A 13,233-nucleotide genomic window follows, 5' to 3' on the forward strand; every position below is an offset into this window, starting at 1 on the left:
ATTACCTTTCTTAAAAACTAATTGTTGATGTCAAACTGCTTTCTAGCGGCGTCAATTGTTTTATCAATTGAAATGGCTGGATTTAGCTTCGGTACTGCTGCGGACTTTAAATGAATTAAGAATTCAACGTTACCCTTGCCACCTTCAATTGGTGAGAAACTTAAGCCTAATACGGAAAATCCAGAATGCATAGCGTAACCGATGACGTTCTTAATCACCTGAACGTGAACACTATGATCACGGACGATCCCATGCTTACCAACTTTGTCACGGCCGGCTTCAAACTGGGGTTTGATTAAGGCAACTACTTCACCACCAGGCTTAATAATGGGCTTTAACGGTGGCAAGATCAGCTTTAATGAAATGAATGAAACATCAATTGACGCGAATTCTGGCTGACCCTTCTTAAAATCACTTGGTTTACTGTACCTAAAGTTAGTGTGTTCCATAACGATAACCCTGGGATCCGTTCGTAATTTCCATACTAACTGGTTGGTACCCACATCAAGGGCATAACTTCGTTTGGCACCGTTCTGTAGCATTACATCGGTAAAGCCACCGGTTGATGAGCCAATATCCAGGACGACTTTGCCTTTTACACTGATGTGAAATACATTTAAGGCTTTCGCTAATTTCAGACCACCACGACTAACGTACGGCATCTTTTTACCTTTAAAATGCAGATGCGTACTAGCGGGAATCTTAGTTCCCGGCTTATCCAGTCGCATATTATTTTTACCTAAGATTTGGCCGGCCATTACAGCTCGTTTAGCCTTTTCTCGACTGCTGAACAGTCCTTGTTTAACTAATAAAACGTCAACACGTTCTTTATCTTTCATATCTATTATCTCCGACGATTGCGTCTCTTAACTTGAAAATAACTAAAAAAGGATTTTAATAATCCGGTATCAATTGATGATTTACGATTCAAATCATCTAGATCACGTCGACCATGATCAAGAACTGCTTCTAATTGATCATAAGCTCCGACTAAGCCCAATAAATTTGGGTAAGTGTTCTTACCAGAATCCTGACCGACGGGCTTACCAAGTTCAACTTCGCTCCCCACGACATCTAAAATATCATCATAGATTTGGAAAGCTAAACCAAAACAATCCGCAAAGCGTAACAATGGCTTAACCAACTCTTTTTTTGCATGACCCATGATTAAACCGGCCTGAACCGCATAATGAATTAAAGCACCCGTTTTATGCCGATGTAAAACTTTTAAACGGCTTAATGGTAACTGATGATCTTCAAATTCAATATCGCTAGCCTGACCGGATACCATGCCGCTCGGTCCAGCAGCTTTAGATAAGCCATCAACTAACTTAACTTTGGTGTCAACTGATAACGAATTATCAACTAGCCACTGAAAAGCTAACGTTAATAAGCCATCCCCAGCTAACGTAGCCATTCCAGCACCAAAGACGGCATGGCTAGTCGGTTTATGCCGACGTAAGCCATCATCGTCCATTGCTGGCAGATCATCATGGATCAAAGAATAGGTGTGAAGTAATTCTAAAGCGCAAGTGGCCTTCATCTTAGCCGGAGTTAATTTAGCGCCTAACGTCTTTAAGGTCGCTAAAGTTAACATCGGTCGTAACCTTTTACCACCGGCTAAGACTGAGAAATTCATGGCTTGATTTAAGGTCTTCTGATCAACATCCTTTTTTAAATTATCCTTTAAATATTGGTTAATTTTAGGATGATACATGGACTCAAACTTAGCTAAACGTGGATCCTTACTCATCGCTGGTCATTTCCCTGGTTGCCACCAACACTATTATTAACATCTTGACCGTTCTTATCACGGTCGTAAGGGACTTCCTTACCATCGTTAGTCATCATTTTAGTTAAAGTATTTTCAGCATTGGATAAGGTACTCTGAAGTTTATTGCTTAACTTGACGCCATCTTTAAACTGATCTAAGGCCTTATCTAACGGAACGTCGCCGCTTTCAAGTTGGTTGACGATGGTTTCTAACTTTTGTAAATTATCTTCAAAGCTTACTTTTTTCTTTGGCATAATTATTTCCCTTTCTTGTTCGGTTGAACTCGATTAACAACCGCATTGGCAGTCCCGTCACGAAAGTTTAAAGTCACCGAATCTTTTGGTTTCAAGTCTTTAATTCCCTTAATCAAATGATTTTGTCTAGTTACTAAACTGTAGCCACGGCTCATGGTCTTTAACGGACTTAAATGATCTAATGAGCTAACGGCATTTTGAAAAACGGCTTTTTTATTATTAACGATGGTCTGCATTGCGGTCTTCAATTGCTGGGTTGCTAATTGGATTTGCTGACGATAATTAACAATCTTTTGCTTGGGTGAATGATAATTCAGCTGATAAACATCAGATTGTAATCGACGCTGATACTTGGTCAGATACTGTTGAACAACGTTTCGTAAATTAGCCTTCAAGTTATCGACCTGTTGAATATACGTTTCGTATAATCGTTTCGGTTGTCTAAAAACATATGATTGCTGAATTTTAGTTAAACGCTGTTGAAGTAATGCCAACTTATCACGGAACGCAGTTATAATTCGTTCCCTAAGGTTAACAATGTTAGTGATTTCATCGGTTAAAACTGGCGTAGCTAATTCAGCAGCCGCTGTTGGCGTGGCCGCTCGGACATCGGCTACTAAATCGGCAAGTGTCGTATCAGTTTCATGACCAACCGAAGAAATTACCGGAACCCGGCAGTTATAAATGGCTCGGACAACGCTTTCTTCGTTAAATGGCCACAGATCTTCAATCGATCCACCACCACGGCCAATAATCAACGTATCGAAATGACTGTCCTGGTCAACTCGGTGAATTTGTTTAACTAGATTATCGGCCGCGTTGTTACCCTGGACAATTGCCGGGAATAACACGATCTGAACGATCGGATACCGCCGACGGGTGGTGACGATAATATCACGGATCACGGCGCCTGAACGGGACGTAATCACGGCAATCCGCTTTGGAAAATGCGGTAATGGTTTCTTATGAGCAGGATTAAACAGGCCTTCCTTAGACAGCTTTTTCTTCAACTGTTCATAAGCTTCGTATAGTTCACCAACACCCTGAGGTTCCATGTGATCGACATAAATCTGATAACTGCCTTGCGGTTCATAAACCGAAATCCGACCGGTAACTAGAACCTTCATCCCTTCTTCAGGTCGAAATTTAACGTGGGAAAATTCGGAACGAAACATCACGGCACTGATCTTGGCGTGGTCATCCTTTAAACTAAAATATTGATGAGCGTTGGGGCGATATCGATAATTAGATATTTCACCCATTAGGTACACTCGACCTAAATAAGGATCATAATCAAATTTTCGCTTGATGTACTGGCTAAGGGCAGTTACCGTTAAATACTTGTGATTAGTCATCATTTCGACTCCATTCGGTTAAGTCAACAACTTGCTGCATTAATGTAGCAACCGTCATCGGGCCAACGCCACCGGGGACCGGTGTAATCAAACCAGCAACTTTAGCGACGCTCTTAAAATTAACGTCACCGACTAATTTACCGTTGGCATTCATATTTTCACCAACATCGATTACGGTTACACCGGGCTTAACGTCATCACCGTTCAATAAATTAATGTGACCGGTTGCACTAATGATTACATCTGCCTGTTTAGTAAAATCACGAATCGGTTTGGCATAGTGATTAAGGTCCGTTACCAACGCACCAGCGTTAATTAATAAACTAGTCATTGGTCGGCCCACGATGCGACTTCGACCGATTACAACTACTCGACGGCCACGTAACGGAACGTGATAATGATGCAGCATCGTCATAATCCCCTTGGGCGTACATCCAACTGGATAGTTGCTCTGACTACCTTCGAATAACTGACCTTCGTTCAACGGATTGACCCCGTCAACATCTTTGCCAGGATTAATTGCAGCGTTGATCACCCGTTCGTTAATGTGTTTTGGCAACGGTGACTGAACAACGATTCCGTCAATATCATCATTTAAATTACACTGCTGGACTAGGTTTAACAACTGATCCTGGGTTGTATCAGCAGGTAATCGTTTAACGATTGACTTAATCCCTAATCGTCCGGCTTTTCGATGCTTTAAATTCAAATACATTCGACTAGCGGGATCATTACCAACTAAAATTTCAACTAACGTGGGCACCACACCTATATTACGTAAAGATGCCACGTTTTCTTTGGTTTTTAAACTTAATTGTTTAGCTAATTTTCGACCATCAATACGACCATCAATAATAGACAAAAATCAATCACTACTCTCATAAAGACTAAATCAAGTTTATCATACTTAGTTTTAGATATGAAAAGGCGGATTTATAATTATAAATCCGCCTTACATTATAATATTTATTTAATTTTATTGCCTAAAACACCATTAATAAAACGACGAGAACGATCATCGCTGTATTCTTTGGCTAATTGTAATGCTTCATTCACGGCAACTTTATCAGGAACTGCCTCTACATTATCGATTTCGTAAAAGGCAATTCTCAAAATGATTAAATCCGTCTTAGCAATTCGGTCAATGGTCCAATCGGAACTTAGGTATTTGCTAATCTGGTCATCAAGGGCCTTGCGATCCTTGTTTACACCATCAACCAATTGAATCAGGTATTCAGGATAATTAGCATCCTGACTCTTAATTAATGCCTGAAACAATTGAATCGGATCAGCTTTGGGATTAGCGTTCATCGCGAACAGTGTTTGAAACGCAACCTCACGGATACGATGTCTAGTTAAATTCAATTTTGTTCACCCTGATTATCCTTAAATAAATGGTTTGGATCAACATGAGATGTTTTCTTCTTCGGTACGATTCCTTCAACATGAACATTAACCGTACCTACGTTTAATTCGGTCATAAACAACAGTTGTTGTTTAACTTTATCCTGAATTTGTAAGGCAACTTTTGGAACCGAGTAGCCATAATTAATGTACACATAAATATCAACGATCAATTCATGGTGCTTATTAAAAGCTAAACGAATTCCTTTGCCCCATTCTCGATGGCCAAATAATTCATTAACGCTCGTTGCTAAGGAACCGCGCATCCGGTTGACACCCTTAACCTGTACAGCAGCGATGCTGGCAATAATTTCTAAGACACGGGGTGCGATTTTAATTTTACCCAAGCTAGATTGACCCGATTTAAGGGTTATATTTACGTCTTCAGCCAAAGTATCACCTCATTAAATAGACGCGGCTAAATAATCATTAAGCTCTTGAAACATAGGTTCCGTCCTGCGTGTTAATAACTAACTTCTGGCCATTAGTTACAAAGAACGGAACTTGAACTACTAAACCAGTATCCATAGTAGCTGGCTTAGAACCACCTGATGCGGTATTACCTTTAATAGTAGGTTGAGTTTGCTTAACGGTCAAGGTAACGGTATTAGGTAATTTAATTCCTAAGATTTTACCATCAAATTCAAATAGAGTAACTGGTAAATTAGGCTTTAAGTACTTTAAAGCAGGCTTAATGTTGGCAGCCGGAACGGTAACCTGTTCATAGGTCTTGGAATCCATGAATACATAACCAGCACTGCCTTTGTATAAGTACTGCATAGCATGATCAGTAATGATTGCCTGAGGTACTTTTTCACCAGCACGGAAAGTTCTTTCGATTACAGACTGATCCTGAAGATTCTTAATCCGAGTACGTACAAAAGCACTACCACGGCCTGGGTTAACGTGGACGACCTTAATTAAACGCCAAACGGCATTTTTGAGAATAATCGTCATACCAGGTCGAAATGAATTTGAAGAAATTTTTGCCATAATATGTTCATCTCTTTAAAAATCAATAATAAAAAGGGACTCATAAGTTGGGCCCCTTTTGTCATAATAAATTCTAATTTACTTTGCGGCTTCAGATACAGGGTATACTGATACTCTCTTCTTACGACGACCCATACGTTCGAATCGAACTACACCTTTAATGGTGGTGTATAAAGTATCATCCCCGCCTTTCTTAACGTTAAGGCCAGGATATACACGAGTACCACGTTGACGATATAAGATAGAACCGGCGGTAACAGTAGATCCATCGGCAGCTTTACAGCCTAAACGACGACCAATTGAATCATGGGTGTTACCAGTAGAACCAGTACCTTTATGGGTTGAGAAGAACTGTAAATCCATTACTAATTTCATGTTTTACACCTCCGTATATTTTAACGAATAATATTTAATTTTATATAACGATGATATCGATCAGCAATCATTTTGATCCCTAATTCAAAGCTTTGTAACAACGTCTGAACTTTTAATTTTTTAACGTAGTCATGAACTTCAGGAATTTTAACGATTAATAAACCACCATTCACTTGATCTTGTTTCACCTGAGGCTTGATGCTAGCAAGTGAAGATAAACTATTAACGGTCGTGATCGATAATGCTGATACAGCTGCACAGACAATATCATGTCCATAATTAGCTGAATTAGCGTGACCAATTAATTTAAAGCCGTTAATCAAATGATTGTGGTAAATAACAGTTGCTCTAATCATAATAATTAGGCATTAACTGCGCTGATCTTAACTGCTGTATATGGTTGACGGTGACCTTTCTTAGAATGATGGCCCTTCTTAGCATGATAACGGAAAAGGGTAACCTTCTTGTTTTTGCCCTGCTTTACAACAGAACCTTCAACGGATGCGCCGCTAACGGTTGGAGTGCCAATCTTAACAGATTTACCACCAACGAATACGACGTTCTTAAAGGTAACCTTGTCACCTTTTTTGGCGTTAAGCTTTTCAACATAAACGGTGTCACCTTTGGCAACACGGTACTGCTTACCGCCAGTTACAATAACTGCGTACATTTAAGTGCACCTCCTTATTAATTTACTTAGACTCGCCGAATCAAGCGCCTATTAAATTAAATAGAACTTAAGCTCAAAATCGTGCGGTTGCAGCTGTGGGAAGTCCACAATTACAACAATTTAAGTATACCTGGATATTTATTAATTATCAACCTGAAAATAAAAAAGACATGAGTAAAACTCATGTCTTTCATAGGTCAATGTCGCAGGTGGGGTTCGAACCCACGACCCACGGTTTAGAAGACCGTTGCTCTATCCAGCTGAGCCACTGCGACATAGTGACGACACTTAATATTGTATTAAATTTGGCTTACAAAGTCAACTCTTCATCAGTCATTTAAGTGGCTTCTGGCCATATTTTTGATTAAAAGCCTTAGCAATTCCATTTTTAGTCAAGCCTAAATCACTTAAGCCCAACTTCAGATAAAGCTTCCACGAATACATTAAGTCATTGATGTTGTGGTTAAAGTAGCTATCATAAAGCATGTTTTTAATTGCTAAATATAGTTGACTAAGGTATTTAGTCTTTTTACGATCACTTAACCGATCCAATTCTTCATCAGAGGTCAATACGATTTGGTTCCAATTCTTTAAATTAGCGATTAAGAAGAAATGATCAAGGCCCTTAACATATAAGGACAGGATTTGTTTCTTTAAATGAGCGTCTTTCTTTGGAACTTGGTTATAATACCAGCCAATTGAATCCGCTAATTTAGCCAATAGGACATCTAGAACAACGTATGCGTTCTTGACTCGAACCATTGGTAAATACCTGAACCGACTGTGTAATTCTTTTTCTCTGTGATATAAAACCGATTCCTTTAACATTTGAGAAACGTTCATTACTAAATTACTCCTTCTCGTTAATTTAACATTAACTGATCAAGATTATCTAAGTACCATTTACGTAAAAAGTCGTAGTTCAATAGAATATCAAACCATGAATAATCCTGTTTTGAATCCTGAACGACAAGTCCCCAGTGTTTGTCTTGATCTGGATAGATATTAATCAAAATATCATTACTTAATCGAAGCTGGGCACCGTTTTGATGGTATGACTTTAACATATAATGGTGCTTTGCCGCAACGATAAACAATTTATCCATGATTCCAGCGGGTAATTTAGACGAAGCAAACTTATAAAAGCGATCGTTGTCAGCATTTAAAATACTAAGATCAACGTTGAAGTCATAATCCTTTTGTAAGAACGTAGCAAATTCAAGTAACGTACCAGCTAACCGTTTAATCTTATGCGGATCAACTTGATTATAATAGTCCACGATGAATAATTCGGTTAAAGCGTGACTGTCGAAACGTAATAATTTGCGATCTAAATTAATGTAGAAGAGATTCTCGTGATTTCGGGTATCTTGATAATAAGCTCCGCCATCGCCTTTAGCCTGCAAATCAAAACTGAAGATAAAGTTATCCTTGTCACCAAGAACTTTTGCGACCTGGTAAAGTTTCATCTGGTCACTTTTTAGGCTTAATCGAGCACCTAAATTATGAATTGATAATAACCGGTTCATAAATACAAGGTAATAATCTTGGGCACCATATTGATGCGGAAACTGAACGTAATGGGTATTCAATTGATATGATACTAATTGTTTAGCAGCTGATAATAATTCAGAAGGATGTTCAGTTGTAATTAGTTGATCAATCAATTTCGTAAATTTAATACCGTTTCTTAAGCCCTTTTTAATTGATTCGTTGTACTGTTTTAAAACGGGTTGGTTAGTTATATTTTTCTTATCCATGATTAATCTTTGCCTCCGGCTAATAAGTTGGAAACGTAATTATAATATAACTGCTTATTATTGTCGTTAAACTGGCTTAAATCACCAAAGTATTTTTTAACGCTTTTCTTTTCGTAGTCAATGACGGTATTTTCAGTTGATAATTTCAACATTTTCTGTTGATTACCCTTAATTCTGGCTTTAGCGTCATCGGCTTGCTTATCGAGGTTCGATAACTTCTTTAATCGACCGATAATCTTAGCGTATTCAGCATTAATCCGGTTCGAATTCCATGGCATTCGGGCCTGGGACTTATTAGCCTTTAAATCCGCTTTTAATTCTGTCTCTTCATTACTTCGCTTATCTTGAGTCTTTGCCAGTTCAGTTAAGCGGCTATTCTGCTGTTGAATGGCCTTCATATCCTGGGTATCAAAATGCTGATCATTAAAAGCACGCTTTAACTTAGCAAATTCTTTATTATCAAAATTAAATTCAACATTAATCACGTCAAGGCTGCCAAAAAGTTTATGGCCCCACCAATCACCAAAGTAAACTTGGTAATGGCCTAACTGATCTTCATAATAATAGAAGAATGGATAAGTCTTTTTTAGATATTTGATTAAGCGATGACTTAAATGATGGCTTAATTCAGGCCGTAAATCCTTAACCAACGTCTGATAATTATTACTATCGGTATAACGTCGCTGTTTCATAACGTGGTAGTACTTGGTAGTGTTTAATAATTTATAAACCAATAAGTCATCATCTTTATCCAAAGCATCTTGAAGGCGCTGTAAATATTTAGATTTACCAGCTAAGCTTTGGGATAGCGCTTGATCACTTTTTTCATCGATCTTTTTAACGTCTTGACTCATGTTTACTTCAACTTCTCCTCATCAGAAATTAGTACTTCTTCAAATAATGCTTTAATTCCCAAGCTGACACTTGAAGCCGATAGGAATTAAACTCGAAGGTCTTAGCCGTTATAAACGTATTAAAGAGTTTGGTCCCCAATGCGCGCTTCATAATTGGATCGTGCTTTAATGCGGTAATAGCATCCCTCAGATTATCAGGCAGGTTATAGATGTGGTCCGCAATTCTTTCTTGAGCATCCATCCGATAAATATTTCGGTTAATCCCTGCTGGTGGAACGATCTTATTACGTAAGCCATCTAACCCGGCTTCCAATACACCCGCAAAGGCCATATAAGGATTGGCCGTCGGGTCAGCACTCCTCAATTCCAATCGAGTTTGAATCCCTCGTGAACTCGGAATTCGAACTAACGGTGAGCGATTACTAGGTGACCAGGCAATGTATACTGGGGCTTCGTAACCAGGAACCAAGCGTTTATATGAATTAACAATTGGATCACCGATTGCGGTAAATCCTCGGGCGTGCTTTAAAATTCCGCCCAAGAAGTAATAAGCAATCTTGGATAGACCTAACTTGCCCTTTGGATCATAGAAGACATTTTTATGGTGCTGGAATAACGACATATTGATGTGCATCCCAGAACCATTAATCCCCGTAATTGGTTTAGGCATAAAGGTTGCGTATAAATTATGTTTCTTAGCAACGGCTTTAACGACCAATTTAAAAATTTGAATATTATCAGCCGTATTTAAAGCATCCGAATACTTAAAATCGATTTCGTGCTGACCAGGTGATACTTCATGGTGAGCCGCTTCGACGTTGAAACCGATGTCTTCTAACGCTAGTACCATATCACGGCGACAGATTGCCCCTGTATCAGCCGGAGCTAAATCAAAATAACTGATGGAATCATTGGGCTGTAACGTTGGTTTGCCATCCCGATCACGCTTAAAGAGAAAGAACTCTGGTTCGGGTCCAATATCCAAAGACGTAAAATGAGACCTTTTCATGTCCTTAAGAACCCGCTTCAAATTGTTACGGGGGTCACCCATAAATGGCTTACCGTCCATAGTGTATACATCACAAATGATCCTGGCAATTCGGCCACGATCAGGACTCCACGGAAAGATCATCCAAGTTGATAAATCAGGATGTAAATACATGTCACTTTCTTCAATTCGAACAAATCCCTCAATGGAAGATCCGTCGAACATGATCTTGTTATTCAAAACGTTTTCTAATTGGCTAACCGGAACTTCAACGTCCTTTTCGGTCCCGAATAAATCAGTAAACATTAACCGTAAGAAACTAACGTTATGATCTTTAGCCATCTTACGAATATCATTTTTTGTATAGTTATGTCTGGTTGCCATTTTATCGGTTCGCCTCCGTCTTTTTACCTAGCCAAGTATCGATCTGATTACACATCGGCTTTAATTGCTCAGGATGTTGAATTAAATCATACCAATTAACCTTCATCTTATTTCTAAACCAGGTTAATTGGTGTTTAGCATAGTGCCGTGAATCACGTTTAATCTGAATAATGGCATCCTGCAAAGATCGTTCATGGTCAAAATAAGGATATAGTTCATGATAACCGATACCCATTCCTGCAGGTAGCACACTACCACCGCATTCGTAAAGCCATCGGGCCTCTTTCAATAATCCTTGCTTGACCATTTTATCAACCCGGGAATTAATCCGTTTGTACAACAACTGTCGATCCGTATTAAGGCCAATGATTAAGAAATCCAAGCCCTTTCTTGGCACTAATTTCTGTTCAGAAAAACGATGATGCGTCGTTAGATAAACTTCAAGGGCTCGAATTACCCGGCGTTCATTTTGGTATGGTGTCTTTTCAGCGTACTTTGGATCAACCTTATTTAGCCAGTCCCATAGGGCTTGCTTACCGTGTTGATCACCATACGACTTTAATTTACGTCGGGTCCCAAAGCCTTTGAAGCGATCACCACCTAGATTTAAATTGTCCAAAAGCGCCTGCAAATATAAGTTTGTACCACCAACGATAATTGGCAGATGACGACGCTGATGGATAATTTGAATCCACTTTAAAGCATCGTTAACAAAATTAGCGACGGAATAACGCTGATAAACATTTCGAATTCCGATTAAATGATGAGGGATCCCCTGACGATCCTTTGGCATTAATTTTGCGGTACCGATATTTAAGCTTCGGTAAATCTGCATCGAATCGCATGAAATCACTTCACCGTTATAACGATGCGCTAATTTTAAAGATAATTTAGTTTTACCAACGGCGGTTGGGCCAACAATCAATAAAACTTTTTTCATTATTTAGTCTCCAGATATTAATTCTCGGAAATAAAAAGAGATGTTTATATCTTAAACATCCCTCTTCTTGGTCTTACCAGTCCAGTTACGGTAACCTTCTTTTAAGATATATAATTTTCGGTAACCTTTCTTATACAGATAAACTGCAGCTCGTGAACTTAAAGCTGTACTTTGATCATATAAGTAGACTGGCATATCACTACGAATTCCATTATAAAAAGTTCTAAACGTTGAGAACGGAATGTTCCGGGCCCCTAGAATGTGGCCCGCGTTAAATGCTTTTCGTTCACGTAAATCAACGATTTGAGCTCGTCGTTTGCCCTTAACGAATTGCTTTTGAGAAATAAATTTAGCAATTTTATGAACTCGAATGTGGTTAATTACTGAGTAAACAATCCACGCAATAATTAAAATTAATAAAACAATCGTCAGGACAAAATTAGTTGATACTAATAAATCAGGCATCTATAAATGCTCCTTATTTGTCCCAAGATGATTTATTTTTTGATGATTTATCGAATTTTAATGCTAATGATCCAGCACCAATGGCACCAGCATCGTTACCTAACTGAGCTAACTGAACCTTAGTTGAGTCTCGTACCGGCGGGAACGCATTTTCCTGGAAGTAACGAGTGGTTGGCTGTAATAACGTATTTCCGGCGTTGGAAACACCACCACCGATAATAATGTTACTTGGGTTAAAGGCGTTCGCAACATCGGATAATGCTAAGCCTAAGTAGAAGCAAACGCGGTCAACAACCTGGTTAGCTAAGATATCACCGTTATCAGCTAAGTAAAAGACTATCTTAGAAGTAACTTTCTGGTGCTTATCTTCTAACTGCTTTAAACGAGATTTGCCAGTAGTAAACTTTTCAGCCATGTCATGAGCAATATGTACAACACCGGTAGCAGAAGCATATTGTTCTAAACAGCCACGCTTACCACAGGTACACATGTAGCCACCAGGCTTGACACAAATGTGACCAATTTCACCGGCATCACCATTACAACCGTGTAATAAGTGACCTTCAGTGATGATACCACCACCAACACCGGTACCTAAAGTAACAAAGACGATATCCTGGTCTTTACTACCGGCACCACGGCGGAATTCACCTAAAGCTGCAACGTTGGCATCGTTATCCATGATTAACGGTAAGCCAACGCCCTTTTCAATTACGGACTTAACCTGATGTTTGTCGCCCCAGTTTAAGTTGTAAGCACCATAAACGGTACCAGCTTTATTATCAATAGTACCAGGGGTACCCATGCCCATACCTAAGAATTCATCTTTAGTATGGTTAGTCTTAGTCATTTCGCTATTAATCGACTTAGCAATATTCGGTGCAATGTGATTACCATTATCTGAGGTATCGGTCTTAATACGCCACTTATCAATAATTTTACCGCTTTTTTCTAAGAAAGCCATCTTGGTAGTGGTTCCACCAAGGTCAATCCCAATTAATAATTTATCAGCCATAG

Annotated in this window: 18 protein-coding genes, 1 tRNA gene and 1 other annotated feature; all 19 genes read right to left on the reverse strand. The window is 39.0% G+C overall.

The genetic code is table 11. The features are described from left to right. Positions 1–17: 17 nt before the first annotated feature. The 19 genes from ELX58_RS05690 to ELX58_RS05780 all read right to left on the reverse strand — a co-directional run bounded on the left by ELX58_RS05690 (position 18) and on the right by ELX58_RS05780 (position 13,231). The gene (locus ELX58_RS05690) at positions 18–839 is read right to left on the reverse strand and encodes a TlyA family RNA methyltransferase (RefSeq protein WP_133442190.1); all 822 of its coding nucleotides are present in this window, start codon (positions 837–839) and stop codon (positions 18–20) included. Positions 840–844: 5 nt separating this feature from the next. Next, positions 845–1,753 (reverse strand): polyprenyl synthetase family protein, encoded by a 909-nt coding sequence (locus ELX58_RS05695; protein WP_133442191.1) that lies wholly within the window; start codon positions 1,751–1,753, stop codon positions 845–847. After that, complete coding sequence (locus ELX58_RS05700) at positions 1,750–2,028, reverse strand: exodeoxyribonuclease VII small subunit (protein WP_133442192.1); 279 nt, start codon at positions 2,026–2,028, stop codon at positions 1,750–1,752. The genes ELX58_RS05695 and ELX58_RS05700 overlap by 4 nt, the downstream gene beginning before the upstream one ends. 2 nt (positions 2,029–2,030) lie before the next feature. After that, positions 2,031–3,386, reverse strand: a complete 1,356-nt coding sequence (xseA, locus tag ELX58_RS05705; protein ID WP_174919253.1) for an exodeoxyribonuclease VII large subunit — start codon at positions 3,384–3,386, stop codon at positions 2,031–2,033. Beyond that, entirely contained in the window at positions 3,376–4,245 is an 870-nt protein-coding gene (locus ELX58_RS05710; protein WP_335878545.1) for a bifunctional 5,10-methylenetetrahydrofolate dehydrogenase/5,10-methenyltetrahydrofolate cyclohydrolase, read from the reverse strand. The genes xseA and ELX58_RS05710 overlap by 11 nt, the downstream gene beginning before the upstream one ends. A gap of 104 nt (positions 4,246–4,349) precedes the next feature. Further along, on the reverse strand, positions 4,350–4,748 hold the full coding sequence (gene nusB / locus ELX58_RS05715) for a transcription antitermination factor NusB (RefSeq protein WP_133442193.1): 399 nt from the start codon (positions 4,746–4,748) through the stop codon (positions 4,350–4,352). After that, a complete protein-coding gene (locus ELX58_RS05720) occupies positions 4,745–5,179 on the reverse strand; it encodes an Asp23/Gls24 family envelope stress response protein (protein WP_133442194.1) in 435 nt (144 codons plus the stop codon). Before ELX58_RS05720 ends, nusB begins: the two co-directional genes overlap by 4 nt. A 37-nt stretch (positions 5,180–5,216) precedes the next feature. After that, positions 5,217–5,780 carry an elongation factor P gene (efp, locus tag ELX58_RS05725; protein ID WP_133442195.1) on the reverse strand — a complete coding sequence of 188 codons (564 nt, stop codon included), beginning with the start codon at positions 5,778–5,780 and terminating at the stop codon, positions 5,217–5,219. A gap of 78 nt (positions 5,781–5,858) precedes the next feature. Further along, positions 5,859–6,155 (reverse strand): 50S ribosomal protein L27, encoded by a 297-nt coding sequence (gene rpmA / locus ELX58_RS05730; protein WP_133442196.1) that lies wholly within the window; start codon positions 6,153–6,155, stop codon positions 5,859–5,861. 20 nt (positions 6,156–6,175) lie between these two features. After that, positions 6,176–6,511 carry a ribosomal-processing cysteine protease Prp gene (locus ELX58_RS05735; RefSeq protein ID WP_133442197.1) on the reverse strand — a complete coding sequence of 112 codons (336 nt, stop codon included), beginning with the start codon at positions 6,509–6,511 and terminating at the stop codon, positions 6,176–6,178. 5 nt (positions 6,512–6,516) lie between these two features. Continuing rightward, entirely contained in the window at positions 6,517–6,825 is a 309-nt protein-coding gene (rplU, locus tag ELX58_RS05740) for a 50S ribosomal protein L21 (RefSeq protein ID WP_133442198.1), read from the reverse strand. A gap of 18 nt (positions 6,826–6,843) precedes the next feature. Continuing rightward, positions 6,844–6,924 (reverse strand) — a sequence feature (ribosomal protein L21 leader region). A gap of 102 nt (positions 6,925–7,026) precedes the next feature. Next, positions 7,027–7,100, reverse strand: a tRNA-Arg gene (locus tag ELX58_RS05745). A gap of 58 nt (positions 7,101–7,158) precedes the next feature. After that, positions 7,159–7,668 carry a hypothetical protein gene (locus ELX58_RS05750; protein ID WP_133442199.1) on the reverse strand — a complete coding sequence of 170 codons (510 nt, stop codon included), beginning with the start codon at positions 7,666–7,668 and terminating at the stop codon, positions 7,159–7,161. A gap of 20 nt (positions 7,669–7,688) precedes the next feature. Beyond that, on the reverse strand, positions 7,689–8,585 hold the full coding sequence (locus ELX58_RS05755; RefSeq protein ID WP_133442200.1) for a hypothetical protein: 897 nt from the start codon (positions 8,583–8,585) through the stop codon (positions 7,689–7,691). A gap of 2 nt (positions 8,586–8,587) precedes the next feature. Next, positions 8,588–9,439, reverse strand: coding sequence for an exonuclease SbcC (locus ELX58_RS05760; protein ID WP_133442201.1), 852 nt, complete (start codon positions 9,437–9,439; stop codon positions 8,588–8,590). 28 nt (positions 9,440–9,467) lie between these two features. Beyond that, positions 9,468–10,811, reverse strand: a complete 1,344-nt coding sequence (glnA, locus tag ELX58_RS05765) for a type I glutamate--ammonia ligase (protein WP_133442202.1) — start codon at positions 10,809–10,811, stop codon at positions 9,468–9,470. 1 nt (position 10,812) lies between these two features. Then, complete coding sequence (gene miaA / locus ELX58_RS05770) at positions 10,813–11,751, reverse strand: tRNA (adenosine(37)-N6)-dimethylallyltransferase MiaA (protein ID WP_133442203.1); 939 nt, start codon at positions 11,749–11,751, stop codon at positions 10,813–10,815. Positions 11,752–11,802: 51 nt separating this feature from the next. Beyond that, the gene (locus ELX58_RS05775) at positions 11,803–12,216 is read right to left on the reverse strand and encodes a rhodanese-like domain-containing protein (RefSeq protein ID WP_133442204.1); all 414 of its coding nucleotides are present in this window, start codon (positions 12,214–12,216) and stop codon (positions 11,803–11,805) included. Between the two features lie 13 nt (positions 12,217–12,229). Then, positions 12,230–13,231, reverse strand: coding sequence for an ROK family glucokinase (locus ELX58_RS05780; protein ID WP_133442205.1), 1,002 nt, complete (start codon positions 13,229–13,231; stop codon positions 12,230–12,232). Positions 13,232–13,233 lie beyond the last annotated feature (2 nt).

Origin of the sequence: Acetilactobacillus jinshanensis (assembly GCF_004359375.1) — a bacterium.
GTDB lineage: Bacteria > Bacillota > Bacilli > Lactobacillales > Lactobacillaceae > Acetilactobacillus > Acetilactobacillus jinshanensis.

Coding starts and splice junctions, on each gene's coding strand:
- ELX58_RS05690 (WP_133442190.1), bottom strand. CDS start 839: ATGAAAGATAAAGAACGTGTTGACGTTTTATTAGTTAAACAAGGACTG.
- ELX58_RS05695 (WP_133442191.1), bottom strand. CDS start 1,753: ATGAGTAAGGATCCACGTTTAGCTAAGTTTGAGTCCATGTATCATCCT.
- ELX58_RS05700 (WP_133442192.1), bottom strand. CDS start 2,028: ATGCCAAAGAAAAAAGTAAGCTTTGAAGATAATTTACAAAAGTTAGAA.
- xseA (WP_174919253.1), bottom strand. CDS start 3,386: ATGATGACTAATCACAAGTATTTAACGGTAACTGCCCTTAGCCAGTAC.
- efp (WP_133442195.1), bottom strand. CDS start 5,780: ATGGCAAAAATTTCTTCAAATTCATTTCGACCTGGTATGACGATTATT.
- rpmA (WP_133442196.1), bottom strand. CDS start 6,155: ATGAAATTAGTAATGGATTTACAGTTCTTCTCAACCCATAAAGGTACT.
- ELX58_RS05735 (WP_133442197.1), bottom strand. CDS start 6,511: ATGATTAGAGCAACTGTTATTTACCACAATCATTTGATTAACGGCTTT.
- rplU (WP_133442198.1), bottom strand. CDS start 6,825: ATGTACGCAGTTATTGTAACTGGCGGTAAGCAGTACCGTGTTGCCAAA.
- ELX58_RS05750 (WP_133442199.1), bottom strand. CDS start 7,668: ATGAACGTTTCTCAAATGTTAAAGGAATCGGTTTTATATCACAGAGAA.
- ELX58_RS05755 (WP_133442200.1), bottom strand. CDS start 8,585: ATGGATAAGAAAAATATAACTAACCAACCCGTTTTAAAACAGTACAAC.
- ELX58_RS05760 (WP_133442201.1), bottom strand. CDS start 9,439: ATGAGTCAAGACGTTAAAAAGATCGATGAAAAAAGTGATCAAGCGCTA.
- glnA (WP_133442202.1), bottom strand. CDS start 10,811: ATGGCAACCAGACATAACTATACAAAAAATGATATTCGTAAGATGGCT.
- miaA (WP_133442203.1), bottom strand. CDS start 11,751: ATGAAAAAAGTTTTATTGATTGTTGGCCCAACCGCCGTTGGTAAAACT.
- ELX58_RS05775 (WP_133442204.1), bottom strand. CDS start 12,216: ATGCCTGATTTATTAGTATCAACTAATTTTGTCCTGACGATTGTTTTA.
- ELX58_RS05780 (WP_133442205.1), bottom strand. CDS start 13,231: ATGGCTGATAAATTATTAATTGGGATTGACCTTGGTGGAACCACTACC.